The sequence below is a fragment of the Mycetocola saprophilus genome, from assembly GCF_000718085.1.
GTDB classification, from domain to species: Bacteria; Actinomycetota; Actinomycetes; order Actinomycetales; family Microbacteriaceae; genus Mycetocola; species Mycetocola saprophilus.
The window spans coordinates 1-16,479 of sequence record NZ_JOEC01000002.1 but is presented as its reverse complement, the minus strand read 5'-3'; the positions used below and the strand labels follow the sequence as shown (position 1 = coordinate 16,479).

15 protein-coding genes and 1 tRNA gene are annotated in these 16,479 nt (G+C 67.0%); 14 read left to right on the top strand and 2 right to left on the bottom strand.

The window, feature by feature from the left end; genetic code table 11:
* Positions 1 to 286: 286 nt before the first annotated feature.
* From IE92_RS0105735 to IE92_RS16480, 7 genes are all read left to right on the top strand, one after another.
* Positions 287 to 369, top strand: a tRNA-Leu gene (locus IE92_RS0105735).
* A gap of 256 nt (positions 370 to 625) precedes the next feature.
* Positions 626 to 1,438: a hypothetical protein gene (locus tag IE92_RS0105730; protein ID WP_030149775.1), complete on the top strand. Its 813-nt coding sequence runs from the start codon at positions 626 to 628 to the stop codon at positions 1,436 to 1,438.
* Between the two features lie 53 nt (positions 1,439 to 1,491).
* The gene (locus tag IE92_RS0105725; protein ID WP_156027427.1) at positions 1,492 to 2,121 is read left to right on the top strand and encodes an ATP-binding cassette domain-containing protein; all 630 of its coding nucleotides are present in this window, start codon (positions 1,492 to 1,494) and stop codon (positions 2,119 to 2,121) included.
* Between the two features lie 95 nt (positions 2,122 to 2,216).
* Entirely contained in the window at positions 2,217 to 2,735 is a 519-nt protein-coding gene (locus tag IE92_RS0105720) for an RNA polymerase sigma factor (protein WP_051701764.1), read from the top strand.
* 29 nt (positions 2,736 to 2,764) lie between these two features.
* Complete coding sequence (locus IE92_RS0105715) at positions 2,765 to 3,751, top strand: hypothetical protein (RefSeq protein WP_030147551.1); 987 nt, start codon at positions 2,765 to 2,767, stop codon at positions 3,749 to 3,751.
* Positions 3,752 to 3,766: 15 nt separating this feature from the next.
* The gene (locus tag IE92_RS0105710; RefSeq protein ID WP_030147550.1) at positions 3,767 to 4,243 is read left to right on the top strand and encodes a hypothetical protein; all 477 of its coding nucleotides are present in this window, start codon (positions 3,767 to 3,769) and stop codon (positions 4,241 to 4,243) included.
* Between the two features lie 182 nt (positions 4,244 to 4,425).
* Complete coding sequence (locus tag IE92_RS16480) at positions 4,426 to 6,342, top strand: histidine phosphatase family protein (RefSeq protein ID WP_156027426.1); 1,917 nt, start codon at positions 4,426 to 4,428, stop codon at positions 6,340 to 6,342.
* A 61-nt stretch (positions 6,343 to 6,403) separates the two neighbouring features.
* Here IE92_RS16480 and IE92_RS0105700 read toward each other — a convergent pair whose 3' ends face one another.
* On the bottom strand, positions 6,404 to 7,441 hold the full coding sequence (locus tag IE92_RS0105700; RefSeq protein WP_030147548.1) for an LLM class flavin-dependent oxidoreductase: 1,038 nt from the start codon (positions 7,439 to 7,441) through the stop codon (positions 6,404 to 6,406).
* Between the two features lie 87 nt (positions 7,442 to 7,528).
* Positions 7,529 to 8,731, bottom strand: coding sequence for an ROK family transcriptional regulator (locus IE92_RS0105695; RefSeq protein ID WP_051701765.1), 1,203 nt, complete (start codon positions 8,729 to 8,731; stop codon positions 7,529 to 7,531).
* 234 nt (positions 8,732 to 8,965) lie between these two features.
* Here IE92_RS0105695 and IE92_RS0105690 point away from each other — a divergent pair, with 234 nt between their 5' ends.
* The 7 genes from IE92_RS0105690 to IE92_RS0105660 all read left to right on the top strand — a co-directional run bounded on the left by IE92_RS0105690 (position 8,966) and on the right by IE92_RS0105660 (position 16,302).
* Positions 8,966 to 10,090, top strand: coding sequence for a substrate-binding domain-containing protein (locus IE92_RS0105690; protein WP_030147546.1), 1,125 nt, complete (start codon positions 8,966 to 8,968; stop codon positions 10,088 to 10,090).
* Positions 10,091 to 10,199: 109 nt separating this feature from the next.
* Positions 10,200 to 11,222 carry a phosphotriesterase family protein gene (locus tag IE92_RS0105685; RefSeq protein ID WP_030147545.1) on the top strand — a complete coding sequence of 341 codons (1,023 nt, stop codon included), beginning with the start codon at positions 10,200 to 10,202 and terminating at the stop codon, positions 11,220 to 11,222.
* Positions 11,219 to 12,163 (top strand): ROK family protein, encoded by a 945-nt coding sequence (locus IE92_RS0105680; RefSeq protein ID WP_051701766.1) that lies wholly within the window; start codon positions 11,219 to 11,221, stop codon positions 12,161 to 12,163. The genes IE92_RS0105685 and IE92_RS0105680 overlap by 4 nt, the downstream gene beginning before the upstream one ends.
* Positions 12,160 to 13,140 carry an ABC transporter permease gene (locus IE92_RS0105675; RefSeq protein WP_030147543.1) on the top strand — a complete coding sequence of 327 codons (981 nt, stop codon included), beginning with the start codon at positions 12,160 to 12,162 and terminating at the stop codon, positions 13,138 to 13,140. Before IE92_RS0105680 ends, IE92_RS0105675 begins: the two co-directional genes overlap by 4 nt.
* Before the next feature lie 8 nt (positions 13,141 to 13,148).
* The gene (locus IE92_RS0105670) at positions 13,149 to 14,414 is read left to right on the top strand and encodes an alanine racemase (protein ID WP_030147542.1); all 1,266 of its coding nucleotides are present in this window, start codon (positions 13,149 to 13,151) and stop codon (positions 14,412 to 14,414) included.
* Positions 14,411 to 15,166 carry an ATP-binding cassette domain-containing protein gene (locus tag IE92_RS0105665; protein WP_030147541.1) on the top strand — a complete coding sequence of 252 codons (756 nt, stop codon included), beginning with the start codon at positions 14,411 to 14,413 and terminating at the stop codon, positions 15,164 to 15,166. Before IE92_RS0105670 ends, IE92_RS0105665 begins: the two co-directional genes overlap by 4 nt.
* Entirely contained in the window at positions 15,163 to 16,302 is a 1,140-nt protein-coding gene (locus IE92_RS0105660; protein ID WP_081863995.1) for an SIS domain-containing protein, read from the top strand. Before IE92_RS0105665 ends, IE92_RS0105660 begins: the two co-directional genes overlap by 4 nt.
* Positions 16,303 to 16,479 lie beyond the last annotated feature (177 nt).

Genomic DNA, 16,479 nt, shown 5'->3' with positions numbered 1-16,479 from the left:
CTCCCCGGGGTGTTGGTTGAGGTGCCGATCGGCTAGGCCCATGTTAGTCGGCGAGGCTGAACCTGGCATCTCAGAACGCGCGCTCGGTCCTGGAATTTGTCCAAATCTTTTTCCGATCCCGGGGGTTCCCGGGTGGGACCCACCCCCAAAAACTCCGGGTGATTCCGGGGCGACACGCCCATCGGGGCCGAAGAATGCCCCTCGATTAGGGAACCAAATGAGGGCTGTGATAATCTCATGAAGTCCGCACGGAAGTGAGGAACGAATACACGAAAGTGTGTCAATTGCGCGAGTGGCGGAATGGCAGACGCGCTGGCTTCAGGTGCCAGTGCCCGTAAGGGCGTGGGGGTTCAAGTCCCCCCTCGCGCACAATTGATCGAAAGGCTCCCCAGCTGGGGAGCCTTTCGTCGTTTCCGGATACCCTGTGCGCGATACCGTGTGCCCGATACCCTGTGCCCGTCCACCCCGCTCGGACCTCGCGATCGCGGCCCACATCGCCGTCACATAACTAACGTCAAAAATCTTTTGTCAGGATTTCCCCGCTGCGGCGTTAAGTAGGTAGATGCGGGTCTGTGGACCTGAAGGTTTTGCCAGGGGGCGAAACCGGCGGACAGGGGAATCAACGGTGGCAGAGAGCGTGGGATCGATCCTCGGGGTCGGGATGCCCGAAACCGGTGTGCCAGGGGTGACGCGGCGCCTGAACGGTGCCGGCGTTCGTCACGCCCTGTTCACGATGCTGAGCAGCCGGCTGGGATCCACCGTCATCCTGCTGGGAATCGCCGCGCTTTCGGTGGCCACCGCGCACCTCGGCGCCCGGGCCCGCGACATCGGCATCACCGAGGCGTTTTTTGCCGGTGCCTACGGAGACATCCCGAACTACATCATGACCCTGCTGCTCACCCTGGGATACGCCAGCGCGTTCCTGGCTCGGAGCGAGGATGCCGACGGCGGCCTCAAGCTGTACGCGGCCCTGCGTCACGGGAGCTATCGCCGCTGGAGCATGGCGATCCTGGTGCGCGAGATCCCGCATGCCGCCGCGTTCACGATCGGCGTGGGGGTCGTGCTGGTCACCGGTTCGGCGATGCTGGATCATCAGGTGCCCATGTTTGTGGCCGAATCGGCGGTCTTCCACCTGGGCCTACTGGGCCTCTTCGCCTCGCTGCTGGTCTTTTGCACGCTGGCCACGCTGCTGGTCTGGTCCACGCGCAGGGTAGTCCTGGCCTGGAGCATCACGATGCTGGTGGCTGCCGTGGTTGGCTACATCATCCCCGCCGGCATCGGCTGGCTCAACATCGTGGCCCCCTACAGCGCACTGCATGACGGTGCCGCTGTGGGTGCCCCGATCTTTGCTCCGGCCGGCGCCCTGGTCGCCGCGAGCCTCTTCGCCGCCGCGGCCCTGTGGCGCTCCTCCGCCAAGAATGCCGACGGTCTGCTCTAGTGTTTGCGCCGAGCTCGGTCCCCGCACGGCGTCCGGGGACATCGACCCGTCCCGTGATCGCCGTCTCCGAGATGAGCAAGCGGGTGCGCGGAACCACCCTGTATCGCGGGGTGAGTTTTGAGATTCCCGAGGGATCCTTCACCGTGATCACCGGATCGCACTGCACCGGAAAAACGATGCTGCTGCGCATGCTTTCGGGATTCACCACCCCCGACAGCGGAAGCGTGAGCATCGACCCGGCCTACCTCTCCTACGGACGAACCTTCCCCGAACGCTTTGGGATCACCATCGACCGCCCGCGCTTCATCACCCGGCGGACCGGACTGGGAAACCTGCGCACGCTCGCGGCGATCAACGCGGTGGTGAGCGAGGAGCACCTGGCGACCACGATGCGCCGGGTGGGGCTGGATCCGGAGGATCCGCGGCGGGTGCGCGACTTCACCCCCGCCATGATCCAGCAGCTCGCCCTGGCACAGGCGCTGATGGAGGATCCCCGGGTGCTGATCCTGGACGAGCCCTTCGCCGAGCTGAACCCCGAGAACCGGGAGGGTGTGGTGCGGATCCTGCGCGACCTGCACGCGGCGGGGGTCACGATCGTGGTGGCCACCCAGTCCCTGATCCACGTGCAGGAGCTGGTGACCCAGCACCTCATCATCCGCGACGAAACAGTCGAGACTTATTAACCGTTCAAAGATTTTTTCGGGTTGAATGTCAGGAATCCTCCACTGCGTCGATAGACAGGGTGGGAGGCAACAACGCAAGTAAGAAAACTGAGTGGATGACTAGGCAGCAAACGGCGGTGTTCGAGCACGTGTTCCATGCGAACTACGTTCTTGTTCGGCGCTATGCGGAGCGACGCGTGCCAAGCGCGGCGCTCGCCGAAGACATCGCGGCCGAGACGTTTACGGCCGCCTGGGTCCGGTATCAACAGGGAGACTCGATCGAGTTGCCCTGGCTGTACCGGGTCGCATCCAACAAGATCAACGACCACTTCCGATCCGCCGAACGCAAACGAGCAGTCGAAGAGACCCTCGAGCGCGTGCTGTCGGAGCAGGAGGAGGGCGCGGACACGCTGGAGAAGATCGCACTCGGTCGCTCGCTGTTGAAGCTCACGGACAGGGAACGGGAAGCAATCCTGCTGACCTACTGGGAGGGCCTTGGGGCCGCAGAAGTTGCGGTGGCTCTCTCCTGTTCCGTGGCGTCGGCCTGGGCGATTCTCAGCCGGGCACGGAAGAAACTCCGTGCCCTTTTGGGAGAGCCGTTTGTTGCTGGACTGACCGATGGGGGACGCAAATGAATACGGGGAATGACTCGCTCGCGAGGCTCATGTCCGGCATTGACCCGGCCATGACCCCTCCAGACTCCGCACTCGGCGAACGCGAACTCGCGCTCCTCGAGCGTGTTCAGAGCACGAGCGTACACATTCACAACCAGGCGGGTCTTCGACCCCGGGGCACCGATAACGGACGCGCTGCACGCATTCGCCGGTTCCGAGTGCCCTCGTTCGCGGTTGTTGCGTCCCTCATCGCCATCCTGGTCGTGGCGGCCACCTCGATGTCGCTCTGGCCGGGGGAGACCCCGCTGGCCCGGGCGGTCACCCCCAAGCCCCTGGTAGCGGTGCCGATCGGTGATCAGCAACCCGGGTCCCTGCTTCAATCGATGAGTGAATCGCTGGGTGCGAGCAACCAGCCAGCCGCATCACGCGTGCGTTTCCAGAACTGGGCGTTGGCGTTCACCCCCGACGATCCACCGCAGTCGATCATGCCGCAGCGCTTTGACATCACGACCCTGCCCGATGGGTCCACGGTTGCCGAGCGTCGGGCGGCCGGCAATTTTGATCCCGCCGGTCATCAGCTTTCCGGCTTTGACTATCCGTCCCCGGGAACCCTCCTGGATCGACAGACCTACCAGCCCGGCCAGTATGGCTACCTCTTCAGTAGCCCCGATGGGGTCACCGACTGGGGAACCTACCTGCGAACCGGCGGGGGCCTGGGCGCACATCCGAGCACCGGGGACTATTTCACCGCGGTCAAGAACCTCCTGGTTGAGCGATCCCTCAGTTCCACCCAGCATGCGGAAATGCTGGCGTTCCTCTCCACCCAGCCGGATATTCGGATCGACGGAACCGTCACCGACCGGCTCGGCCGCACCGGCATCAGCGTGAGCACCGACTCCCGCGATCCCGGCCGCACCCGCGATGTTTTGGTAGTGACCCCCTCACACGGCGTGATCGCCTACGAGCACGTGTATACGGGCACCGACCGATCTGATCTCCAGGCACCCGCAGTAATCGACTACGACGCCTGGTTCTAGAAAGGGAAACACCACATGAAACTGAGCGCCCGCGTCCTCCCCGCCGCCGCACTCCTGGCCGTCTTGCTGATGGGTGGCGCCACCGCCGCCCAGGCCACCACCCAGTCCGATCAGGTCCAGAACCGGGTCAACCAGGTTTTGGTTGAGTTCCCCGGTGGGGTGCAGACCGGACCGGGTGAGGTCACCTGGAACGGCGGCGAGACCATTTTGAACATCGTGTTAGAGGGCGGATTGTCCACCTTTGCCGTGGGGAACTGTGCCACGGGCAGCATGTGCGCCTACACGTCCACGGGCGGGGCCGGATCCAAGATCTCCTTCACCAGCTGCACCGCCGCGAACTCGGTGGCCCCGCTGGGATCCTCGGTCCGTTCGGTCGCCAACGCCCGTTCGTCGGGAACCGCGTTTGGATATAACGGATCCTCCCCGGTCCTGGTCATTCCCGCCGGCTCGCAGGTGAACACCAGCGCCAACATCACCCGGGTCGGCTGCTAGCTAGCCCGTTCCCCCTCCGCCTCACCGGGTGGAGGGGGATTTTTTTCTGGGTCGGGAGGCCCCCTTTCGGGGGATGTTACCGCCTAGACACCGGGCATTCATTCGGGACCCCTAGCGTCGCAGGCAGCCCTCACGCCGCGGGTGATCTCGCGGGCGTGCACACCTCACCGTCTAGGACATCCGTGATTCCCCTTCGTTCCACCCCCGCACGCCTCGTGCTTGGCGCGGGAGTATTTGCCCTGACCCTCGCGGTCGCCGCCGGTGCCGCCGCCGAGTCCGGCGCACATCTGAGTTCCAAGCAGCCCTATCAAGAGCCCGACGCGGCCACCGTGGCCGGGTACACCCACGCCCCGGCCGGCTATACCCCGCTGCTCACCGAGTCCGTGGCTCGCCACGGATCGCGTGGCCTGTCCGAGTACAAGTACGACGCGCTGCTGACCCGACTCTCGGAGACCGCGCTCGCCGAAAACGGGTTTCTGAGTCCCGAGATCGGCCAGCGGTTCCTGGCGGATCTGCGGGGGATCACCGCCGCCAACGTGCAGAACGGCTACGGCCAGCTGACCGGTCAGGGTGCCGCCCAGCACCGGGGACTCGGGGAGCGGGCGGTCGCCCGAAACGCGGCCCTGTTTGCCCGGGCCGAAAAGGACGGCGACCGGATCATCGCCGAAACTTCGGGGGAAGCCCGCGCCACCGAGTCGGGCACCAACTTTCTGGCGGGGGTGACGAAGGCCGGTGCCGGCGTGCTGACCCGGGGGATCACCCCGGAACCGCGCCCCGATCTGCTCTACTTCCATAAGTCGCAAAACCCCGACGGCACCACCAAGCCCGCCGGCTCGCCCGAGCTTGCGCGCGCCCAGGCCTATGAGGCCTATGTGGCCGCGCAGACGGCCCCGGGCGGGACCATTTCCGCGGCCCTCGACTACATCAACGCTCTGCCGCGTTCGGTAAGCGCCGCCGACGACGTGCTCTCGGGCATCTTCACTCCGGACTTCATCGCCAAGATCGGGACTCCTGGTCACGTCTGGTACAACACCGTGGACGGCACCAAGAAGGGTGCGGTCAGCTGCGCACCCGGCGCCGATCCGGCCCAGGATAAGTCGGCCTGCGGGAGCCCCAAGAAGGTCATCGCGACCCCGGTGGATGCGGCCATGACGCTCTACAACCTCTACATCATCGGTGCGGATATGACCGCCGAGAATACCGGCGATCACACCTTCGATTTCGGTTCCTACCTCAACGGGCGTGATGCCGACCTGGAGTGGTTTGCCTCGCTGCTGGACGCCGAGGACTTCTACGAAAAGGGTCCGGGGCTTTCGGGGCACGACGACACCTATCGGGTGGCTCAGCCGCTGCTGGATGACTTCTTCACAACCATCGATGACCGCGTGGCCGGGGACAACGTGGCCGCAACCTTCCGCTTCGCCCATGCCGAGACGATCATCCCGTTTGCCGCCCTGCTCAAGCTCCCGGGATCCACTCGGCAGGCCCCGGATAACGCGCACCCGCAGTCGCTGAACGACGTGTTTGACTACACCAACAACCCGTGGCGCGGGGAATCCGTGACCCCGATGGCCGCCAACGTGCAGTGGGACGTATCCGGACGGATTGGCACCGATCCGTCCACCGGCCGCGCGTTTACCCCGCTGGTGCGGATGCTCTATAACGAGCGGGAGATCGGCTTCACCGACGCGTGTGTTCCGGTGGCCGCGGGCTCGACCTGGTACAAGTCCTCGGAGCTCAAGCACTGCCTGAACGGGGCCGAGCGGATCGAGGACCCGCGGATCGCCGCCGCGCCGGTGGACCCGACCGCGAGCCCGTCCCCGACCGCGAGCCCGGATCCGACCGCGAGCCCGTCCCCGACCGCATCTCCGGCACCGACCAGCGCGTCGCCGACCGACGCTGCGTCCACCGGTCCGTCCTCCGCGAAGCCTTCGGCCCGCCCGGCGGCCGCGGGTGCGCTGGTGTCCACCGGTCTCGAGGCCGAGAACCTGATGCCGCTCGCCCTCCTGGCCAGCAGCGCCCTGCTCCTCGGCGCGCTCGCCGTGGGATGGTTTGTCCTGCGTCGTCGTCGCCTCGAGGAATCCGAAACCGAACTCTAGCTCCACCCACGGCAACGGCCCCGACCGGGATCTCTCCCGGCCGGGGCCGTTTCGCGTGAGGCTAGTCGCGATCCAGGATCGCCCGCACCCGCGGAATCACCTCGGTCCCATACAGCTCGATGCTCGAGAGCAGCTGCTCATGCGGCATGGTTCCGGTGGCGTACTTGAGGTCGAACCGGTCGGTTCCCAGCAGCTTCACGGTCCGGGCGATCTTGGTGGCCACGGTGTCCGGGGAACCCACGTATAGTGAGCCGTGCTCGATCTCGTCCACGTACTCCTGCTCGGTCATCGCCGGCCAGCCGCGCTCGGCACCGATGCGGTTGCGCATCACCAGCTGGTGCGGCCACAGCTCCTCGCGGGCCTGGGCGTCGGTCGCGGCGATGTGTCCGGGGGAGTGCACACCGAGCGGCATGCCGGTGGACCCGACCTGCTCCTGCGCGCGGCGGTAGAGGTCCACATAGGGCACAAAGCGTGCGGGGTCGCCGCCGATGATCGCCAGGGTCATCGGGATGCCGTACTCGACCGAGCGCACCACGGATTCGGGTGAGCCGCCCACGCCGATCCAGGCGGTCACCGCGCCCTTCTCGGTGCGCGGGTACACACGCTGGTCCTTCAGCGGCGGGCGAATGGTGCCCGACCAGGTCACTGGTCCCTCGCTGCGCAGGGTGGCAAACAGGTCCAGCTTCTCGCTGAAGAGGGTCTCGTAGTCGGCGAGGTCGTAGCCGAACAGCGGGAAGGACTCGGTGAACGAACCGCGGCCGAGGATGACCTCGGCGCGCCCGTTGGAGAGGGCGTCGAGGGTTGCGAAGCGCTCATAGACGCGGATCGGGTCGTCGCTGCTGAGCACGGTCACGGCGGTGCCGAGCTTGATCCGCGAGGTCTGACCGGCCAGCGAGGCGAGGATCATGTCGGGGGCGCTGACCGAGAAGTCGTCGCGGTGGTGCTCACCGATGCCAAAGAAGTCCACGCCCACCTTGTCGGCCAGGACACCCTGGGCGACCACGTTGCGGATAACCTCGGCGTCGCTCAGCCGGGTGCCGGTGGCGTCGACGGTGGCATCGCCGAAGGTGTCGAGTCCAAGCTCGAGGGGTGTGGTCATGATGGCTCTCCTAGGGTCGACCGATTTCGATGCATTTGCATACAATAACCGGATCCGGACGAATCTATTCCCACCACACCGAATCGGTTATCCGACCGGCACCACCGGCTCAACCGATTTCAGGGCCGCCAGGCGTGCGCGATCGACGTGCACCCCGCGTGGCAGTCGGGGGAGCGCCTCGGGGAGTGCGCCCAAGTCGCGGTAGCAGTGCTGCAGGGCCGACACCATCGCCCCCACGGCGCCGGAGAAGTCATCCAGTGTTGCCAGTTCCAGGCGCGGCGCGAGCCGGAGGTGGCCGCCCAGCAGTTCCTGATAGCGCGCCAGCTCGGGGGCGAGGGCGCGGGAGAGGCCGCCGCTGAGCACCACCGTATCCGGGTCGCAGGACACCGACACCGCGGTGAGGGCCACCATCAGTCCCTGTTCAAACTGCTGGCGCAGCGCGGCGATGCGCGGGGCCGGATCGCTCACGAAGAGATCGGCCGGGCTCTCCAGGGCAATCCCCGCGAGCTCCGCCTGGCGCAGGATTCCGCCGCCGGTGACCAGGTGTTCAAGCCGGGCACCCATCGGACCGATCGGAAGTTGGCCGAACTCACCCACCAGGCCGCGGGTTCCACGCAAAACCCTGCCGTCCATCGCCAGTGCGCTTCCCAGTCCAAACCCGAGGCTGAGCAGGGCGGCATTGGGGGAGTGGGCGGCGGCACCAAAGTGCAGTTCGCCCAGCAGGGCAAAGTTGGCGTCGTTATCGCAGACGACCGGACAGGGGAGGGACCGGCGCAGCGCGGCCAGGAACTCGGTGCCCTCGATCTGCGGCAGGTTGGGGGCGTGGGAGATGCGCTGCTCGGGGATCTCCAGCGAGCCGGGGACTCCGAGGGCGACCTGGCGCAGGGGGGCGGCGAATCCGGAGGAGAGGTCGAGGATGACGCCGGCGAGCCAGTCGATCAGCGCCGGAAGGTCGAGTGTGCCCGGGGTGGCCAGCTCGCGCACGGCCAGCGGGGTGCCGTGGATATGACCGATCACGATCCTGGTTTTGCTGGCGCCGAGGTCCACCCCGGCCACGATGCCCAGGTCGGCACGCAGGTCGAGCTGCACCGCCCGGCGTCCGCGCTGCTCGGAGACGATCTCCTGGGTCTCGGTAATCAGGTCCTCGCCGATTAGCTGTTCCACGGTGCGGGTCACGGTGGCGGCGGAGATCCCGGCGGCGGTGGCGAGCTTTTTGCGGCTGGCCGGTCGCTCCAGCAGCAGGGTGGTGAGCACGGCGCTGCGATTGAGTTCTCGAGTGTCCTGGACCATGGCGCTCCCTTTTGTGCTCAGCCTGAATCTAAAAGTACCGCATGTTCGGGTTCTGAACGGGCGTATCGCGGTTTTTACGGCCTGGAAACACGCCCGACACATTCGCGAGTTTAGATTTGATTGCTCGATGAAAATAAAACCAGAATCGAGTTCGCGATGGTGGGCAGGTAATTCGGGGGCAAAACCGATCGCGATATCCCAATCAAACAGCAGTCGCACCTGGAAGGTCACCCCATGCACATCACCCGCCCCGGCCGACGCTTCGGCGCCCGCATCGCCATTGCCGGAGCCATCGCGCTCTCGCTCACCCTCAGCGGCTGTGCCGCCACCTCCGGTCCGGCCTCCACGCCGACCAGCAGTGCCACCCAGCCCACCCTGACCTTCGCCGGCCCCAACGGCGAAAAGCCCGACGCCCTCAGCGCGCTCTCGCTCACCGCCGACGAGATCGCCAAGGTTAAGGCCGGTAACTTCACCGCCGCCTTCGTCTGGCACACCTCCTCCGACTTCGTGACCGCCGTGGAAAAGGGTGCCCGCGAGGAGTTCGAAAAGCTCGGCATTAAGGTGGTTGCCAGCACCCAGGCCGGCTTCAACGCGGCAACCCAGGCCAATAACGTCCAGACCGTGCTCGCCCTGCACCCCTCGATCGTGGTGGGTATCGCCGTGGACCCCACCTCCGCCGCCAAGGCCTTCCAGCCGGTGGTGGACTCGGGCACCAAGCTCGTGATCATGACCACCCCGCCTGCCGGATATAAGGCGGGCAAGGACTTCGTCTCGATCGTGACCGAGGACCTCAGCAAGGCCGGCAAGGCCAACGCCGACATCATCGGTAAGGAGATGAAGGGTGAGGGCGAGGTCGGCTACCTCTCCTACAACGCCAACTTCTGGTTCACCAACCAGCGCGACCAGGCCTTCAAGGATTGGCTGGGCTACTCCTACCCGAAGATGCAGATCGTCGACAGCGAGGGTTTCGCCGATGAGACCGCGACCCAGACCATCGCCGCCGCGATGATCGCCAAGCACCCGAACATGAAGGCGATCTACGTCTCCTGGGCCACCGCGGCTCAGGGTGTGGTGGCGGCCATTCGGGCCGCCGGACGCACCGACATCAAGGTCGTCACCAACGACCTCGACACGACCCTGGCCGCGGCCATGGTGGGGAACGGTCCGGTCGCCGGCCTGGTGGGCAACGGCTCGCTGGGAATCGGGCAGGGCCTGGCCCTCGCCGGTGCCTTCGGTGTCCTGAACAAGCCGGCCCCGGCCCTGGTGGCTTCGGACCCGACCTCGGTCACCGGCGACAACCTCAAGGACGCCTGGAAGGCCGACTACGGCTCCGACCTGCCCGCGAGCGTGGGCAAGTAGCACGCCCCACTAGACCGATGGGTGGTCGCGTTCCCCCGCGTGGCCACCCATCATTTCCTCCCCTTCATCCCCTCTCCCCGCACCGTCGGGTGTGATCTAGGAGCACATCATGACCCAGGCAATGACCGTTCTCGGTCCGGTTCCGGTTTCGGAACTGGGGCGGATCATGCCCCACGAGCACCTGCTCTCCCTCACCCCCGGCCCCTGGCAGGTGGGTGGCCCCGGCAGCGATGCGGCCGCCGCGAACGCGGTCGATCTCGCGGTCGACGCCCTCTCCCGGCTCCCCGAACTCGGCTTTTTCACCGTGGTGGACCTCAGCCCCTACGGGGTCGTAGGTCGAGATGCCCAGGGGGACAACGCGGTCCTGCTGCGCGAGGTTTCCCGGCGCAGCGGACTGCACATCATCTCCGGCACCGCGCTGTATCTGGAGTCGTACTCGCCCGGGTGGGCCCGCGAGGCCAGCCTCGGTGAGCTGGTGACCCGGTTGGTGCGCGATGCCACCGAGGGGATCGGATCCTCCGGGGTACGCGCCGGCGTCTTTGGCGAGCAGGCCACCGGACTGGATGTGATCTCGGCTCACGAGGAGAAGTGCCTGCGGGCCATCGCCCGCGCTCACCGGGAGACCGGCCTGTCGATCATGACCCACACAACCCACGGCTCGATGGCGCTGGAGCAGATCGCCCTGCTGCGCGCGGAGGGGGTGGACCTGGACCGGGTGGTCATCGGCCACCTGGATACCCAGCTGGACCCCGACCTGCCTCGCCGGATCCTCGATACCGGCGCCCGGATTGCGATCGACACCATCGGCAAGCAGGACTGGGACTTCTTCCTGGGTCCCGCCCCTGAGGGGGAGCGCGGCGAGGGGGAGTATCCCAAGCGCGCCTTCCACCGCTCCGATCGGGGTCGCGCCGACCAGGTGGCCGCGCTCGCCGCCGAGGGCCTGGCCGGCCGCATCCTGCTGGCCCAGGATCTCACCGGTGCCGAGGTGTGGCTGAACCCCGAAACCCACGGCCAGCACGGCTACTCCTATCTGGGTGAGGTTTTTGTTCCGATGCTGATCGAGCGCGGCGTCTCCGAGGCCAATCTTGAACTCCTGCTGGCCACCGGGCCCGGGGAGGTGATGGGACTGTGAGTGCCACCACTACCCCCGCCGTGGTGGTGGGCATCGACCTGGGCGGCACCAAGGTGCGCGCGGCCCTCGCCGATACCCGGGGCAGACTCCTACACCGGCTCACCGAGCCCACCCGTCCGGGGATCGCGCTGATCGCTCAGCTCACCGATATCGTCACCCGGCTTTCGGCCCTGGCCCCGGATGCACCGGTGGCGGGCACGGCTATCGGCGGTGCCGGGGTTCCGTTGCCCGATGGGAGCGGATTCACCCAGGCACCGAATCTCGGCGAGTTGGGCGAGGTCTCACTGGTCGCCGAGCTGCGGCGTCGGCTGGGTCACCCGGTGGTGATCGAGAACGACGTCAACATCGCCGCCCTCGGCGAGCTGCACGCCGGTGCCGGCCGCGAGAGCGAGAGCTTCGCGTTTGTCTCGGTGGGAACCGGGATCGGCGTGGGACTGGTGCTCGCGGGATCCATCTGGCCCGGGGTCAGCGGCGCCGCCGGGGAGGTCGGATATCTTCCGTTTGGCAGCGATCCCCTCGATCCCCGCAATCAGCGTCGTGGCGCCCTCGAGGAGGTCGTGGCCGGCAACGTGCTGGCCCAGCGTCTCCCGCAGCCCGCCGGGGAACCCCCGCTCACCGCCCGCGAGGTTTTCGCCGCGGCCGAGGCGGGGGATCCACTCGCGGTCCAAGCCCTGGATACCCAGGCTCGCTGGCTCGCTCACACCCTGCTCGCCATCGACGCGGTGGTGGATCCGGGCCTCTACATTCTCGGCGGGGGAATCGGGTCCAGACCCGAACTCCTCGCCCCTCTTGATCACTGGCTGGCGCGTCTGGGACGCCCGGGACTGCGTGTCCGCAGCAGCGAACTGGGCGATGACGCCCCGCTGCACGGTGCCGTCCATCTCGCGCTCGCCGCGGCGATCACCCCCTCCTCCCTCCCCAGAGAAAGTGAAGCATCATGACCGTGACCCAGGCAGACGGAACACTCACCGTCGGCGGTCGTTTCCGCCGGGTGAACTGGCGGCAGTACGTCGTCTACATCGGATTTGTCGTCGTTTTTATCTACTTCGCCGCAACCCAGGGGGCGAACTTTGTGAACCCCACCACCCTGGTGACCATCATCACCCAGGCGACCCCGATCACCGTGATGGCGGTGGGCACGGTGTTCATGCTGAGCCTCGGCGAGATCGACCTGTCGATCGGCTCCACGGTTGCGCTCTCGGCCCTGGTGGCCGCGGTCTCCCTCCAGGCCACCGGACAGTGGTGGCTCGCGGCGCTCGCCGGATTGGCGATCGGCGCGGTGGTGGGTCTGGTCAACGGACTGTTTGTCACCCTGGTGCGCCTGCCCTCCTTCCTGGTCACCCTGGCCACGATGGGGCTGGTCGCCGGGCTCGCCCAGCAGCTCACCAACCTGCAGTCGGTTCCGGTGACCGAGCCGGTCTTCAGCTGGATCTTCGGTGCCGGAGACATCGCCGGAATGCCGATCCTGGTGGTCTGGAGCATCGTGGTGGTGGCCCTGGGCTGGCACGTGCTGCGTCAGCGCCGCTTCGGTGCCCACGTGCTTGCGGTGGGTAACCGCGCGGCCGCCGCCTCGGTCAGCGGGATCCGGGTGAACCGGGTCAAGCTCATCGTGTTTGCCCTGAGCGGGGTGACCGCGGGTCTCGCGGGTCTGCTCTACTCGGGCCGTCTGGCCGGTGCCACCTACACCCTGGGTGGATCGGACCTGATGAGTGTGCTGGCGGCGGTCATCGTCGGCGGTACCGCGCTCACCGGCGGTAAGGCCTCGATGATCGGCGCCCTGGTGGGCAGCCTGTTCATGAGCATGATCAACTACGGCCTGCTGCTCGGCGGCCTCACCGTGGCCCAGCAGATGATCGTGCGTGGCGTGATCATCCTGATCGCCGTCTCCCTCTCCCTCCGCGCCAAGAAGAGCAGTTAGGACCCGTCATGTTTCTTGATCTCCTGCGCCGCCGCAACCCTGAACTCCTGCGGGTTGCCGCCCAGTTCCACCGCGACGGATTGATCCCGCCGAACACCTATGTGATCGACCTGGATGCAGTCACCCGCAATGCCGGTTACATCGCCACCGAGGCCGCCCGCTTCGGGTTCACCCCGTTTGCGATGACCAAGCAGATCGGCCGCAACCCCGATGCTTCGGCCGCGATCCGCGCCGGAGGAATCACCCACGCGGTGGGGGTGGACCTCGAGTGTGCGGTGGCCGCGGCCGCGGGCGGACTGGCCACCGGACACCTGGGTCACCTGGTCCAGATCCCGCGGCACAGCGCGGCGACCGCCGCCGCGCTGAACCCGCTGTACTGGACGGTGTTCTCCGAACAGAAGGCCCGCGAGGCCGGTGCCGCGGCGCTGGAGCTGGGGCGAGAGCAGGACGTGCTCGCCCGCATCTTCGCCCCCGGAGATCGCTTCTACCCGGGCCACGAGGGCGGGTTCGAGGCCGACCAGATTGCCCGGGTGGCCGACCGCCTGGACGCGATCCCCGGAGTGCGTTTCGCCGGGATTACCACCTTCCCGGCGACCCTGTTCGATCCCGAATCCGGCACCGCTAAGCCCACCCCGAACCTGGGGACCCTGACCGAGGCGCTGCACGAGCTGGAGTGGGCGGGCCGGCACAACATCGTGGTGAATGCCCCCGGCACCACCTCGACGGCGATCTTCCCCGCGCTCGCCGAAGCCGGGGCGACCCAGGTGGAGCCCGGACACGGGCTTACCGGGACCACCCCGCTGCACGCGGTCCAGGACCTCGCCGAGGACCCGGCCATCGCCTACGTCTCCGAGGTCTCCCACCTGTGGAACGATCGCGCCTATGTGTTTGGCGGCGGACTCTACGTCGACCCGGTCCTGGGTTCGGCACGCACCGAGGCGCTGGTTCTTGGCGCCCAGGATGACCCGGCCACGGCGGTCCCGCAGCAGGTTGACATGCCCGATGCCTCGGCCATCGACTACTACGCCACCATCCCGGGGGCGGGCGCGCACCGGGCCTGCCCGGGGGATACCGTCATCTTCGGATTCCGCCCCCAGGTGTTTGTCACCCGCGGTTTGACCGCGGGTATCTCCGGCCTCTCCACCGGAAACCCGGTCCTCGCGGGCATCTGGTCCGCCGATGGTTCGGCACCCCTCACCCACGCCGCCGATGGTTTCGCCAGCGGTGCGTCGGGTACCCACACCGCAGCCCACAACGCCGGGAGCAACTCATGAGCACCAGCACCAGTACCGACACCTTTGCCCTCCAGCTGGACGGGATCACCAAGCACTTTGGTGGCATCGTCGCGATCAAGCACTTCGATCTGCAGATCAAACCCGGTGAGATCGTCGCCCTGGTCGGCGATAACGGAGCGGGCAAATCCACCCTGGTCAAGATCATCTCGGGGATGTACCAGCCCACCGCCGGCGAGATCCGCTTGAACGGTGCCCCCACCAACTTCCGCGACCCCTCGGATGCCCGCACCAAGGGCGTCGAGGTGGTCTATCAGGACCTGGCCCTGGTGGATCTGCAGCCCGTCTACATGAACATGTTCCTGGGGCGCGAGCTGCGCAAGAAGCCCTTTGGGACCCTGGACCGTCGCGAGATGGCCGCGCAGACCCAGGCCCTGGTGGATGAGCTGGACGTACGCATCCCCTCGGCCAAGGCTCCGCTAAGCGACCTCTCCGGTGGTCAGCGGCAGGGCATCGCCATCGCCCGGGCCACCAACTGGGCGAGCAGCCTGGTGCTGATGGACGAGCCCACCGCGGCCCTCGGTGTGGCCGAGACCGCCCGGGTGGAGCAGATCATCATGCGCCTGCGCGAGCGTGGGGCCGGGGTCCTGATCGTCAGCCACAACATGGAACAGGTCTTCCGGGTGGCCGATCGGGTGACGGTCCTGCGCCGCGGGACCCAGGTGGCGACCAAGCGCATCGACGAGGTCACCCACAACGAGCTGATCGCGATGATCACCGGGCTCACCTCATGAGTGAAAAAGAATTCCCCACGGCACCCGGCGCAGACTATAGCCTGGGAGCCATGTCGACCGAGAACAACCTGGATGCCCCGAACAAAGACGTGCGTGTGCCCGGTGCGCTGATGCGTGCGGAGATCGCCGAACAACCCGTGCGCTGGCGCGAGCTGGTGCGCGAATCCCGTACACAGATTGATGCGGCGGCCGCGCTTATAACCGAGGGTAAGCCCGAGCTGATCGTCATGGTGGCCCGCGGCTCGAGCGATCACGCCGCCAACTATGCTCAGTACCTGATTCACGCGGTGCTGGGGATCCCGGTTGCCCTGGCCACCCCTGCCAGCGTGCACCCGAATGCCCCGCAGCTGCGCTACCCCAATGCGCTGGCCATCGCGATCTCCCAGTCGGGACGCTCCCCGGACCTGATCGCCACCGTGGAGTCGATCCGCGCGGGCGGTACCCCGGTGCTCAGCCTCACCAATAACGGGGACAGCCCGCTGGCCGAGCTCGCGGACGTCGCGGTGGACCTGTCCGCGGGCCCCGAGCTCTCGGTGGCCGCGACCAAGACCTACACCGCCTCGCTGCTGGCCATCGTGCTGTTGGTGCTGCGGGCGGCGGGGGAGGAGTGGGACGCCATTGTGCCTCGGGTTGACCTGCTCGCCGACAGCGCCGAGGCATTCCTGGCAGACCCTTCGGCGTCGGCCGAGGCGCTTGCCCTGCTCTCGGGGCGCGAGCGCATCGTCGTGGTGGGCCGCGGGGTCTCGATGTCCTCGGCTCGCGAGGGCGCGCTCAAGCTCATGGAGACCAACGCGATCGCCGCCTCGGGATGGAGCGCCGCCGATGCGATCCACGGACCGCTCGGCCAGGTGACCCCGGGAACGGTCGCGGTGGTGCTGACCGGGACCGCACTGGGACGCGACTCGGTGATCGAGTTCGCCGAGAAGGCTCACGCGCTGGGTGCCAACGTGCTGGAGGTGGGACCGGGCGTCATCGAGTTCGCCGATGCGCACATCACCCTGCCGCAGGTTCCGATGGGTGGAATCCCGATCCTGGAGACCATTCCGCTGCAGTCGCTCGCCCTCGAGCTTGCGCTCCAGCGTGGACTTGACCCGGATTCCCCGGCCGGCCTGAACAAGGTCACACTCACGCACTAGTTCGCACCATTTTCGGATCCCCTCGTTTACCCCGCGCACGGGTGAAACGAGGGGATCCGCATGTTTCCGGGGAAGTGCCGTTCCGACACGCCACTATTCGGCCTCGATTTGCCCGTTCTGTGGAACCTGCGTAAAGTAATACTCATCACCCCAAAGGTGCGGCAAGCGAAAAGCGGC

What these genes read in the sequence shown, in the direction of transcription:
- IE92_RS0105660 (WP_081863995.1), top strand. Translation starts at nt 15,163, where the DNA reads ATGAGTGAAAAAGAATTCCCCACGGCACCCGGCGCAGACTATAGCCTG.
- IE92_RS0105710 (WP_030147550.1), top strand. Translation starts at nt 3,767, where the DNA reads ATGAAACTGAGCGCCCGCGTCCTCCCCGCCGCCGCACTCCTGGCCGTC.
- IE92_RS0105685 (WP_030147545.1), top strand. Translation starts at nt 10,200, where the DNA reads ATGACCCAGGCAATGACCGTTCTCGGTCCGGTTCCGGTTTCGGAACTG.
- IE92_RS0105720 (WP_051701764.1), top strand. Translation starts at nt 2,217, where the DNA reads ATGACTAGGCAGCAAACGGCGGTGTTCGAGCACGTGTTCCATGCGAAC.
- IE92_RS0105675 (WP_030147543.1), top strand. Translation starts at nt 12,160, where the DNA reads ATGACCGTGACCCAGGCAGACGGAACACTCACCGTCGGCGGTCGTTTC.
- IE92_RS0105690 (WP_030147546.1), top strand. Translation starts at nt 8,966, where the DNA reads ATGCACATCACCCGCCCCGGCCGACGCTTCGGCGCCCGCATCGCCATT.
- IE92_RS0105715 (WP_030147551.1), top strand. Translation starts at nt 2,765, where the DNA reads ATGTCCGGCATTGACCCGGCCATGACCCCTCCAGACTCCGCACTCGGC.
- IE92_RS0105670 (WP_030147542.1), top strand. Translation starts at nt 13,149, where the DNA reads ATGTTTCTTGATCTCCTGCGCCGCCGCAACCCTGAACTCCTGCGGGTT.
- IE92_RS0105665 (WP_030147541.1), top strand. Translation starts at nt 14,411, where the DNA reads ATGAGCACCAGCACCAGTACCGACACCTTTGCCCTCCAGCTGGACGGG.
- IE92_RS0105695 (WP_051701765.1), bottom strand. Translation starts at nt 8,731, where the DNA reads ATGGTCCAGGACACTCGAGAACTCAATCGCAGCGCCGTGCTCACCACC.
- IE92_RS0105700 (WP_030147548.1), bottom strand. Translation starts at nt 7,441, where the DNA reads ATGACCACACCCCTCGAGCTTGGACTCGACACCTTCGGCGATGCCACC.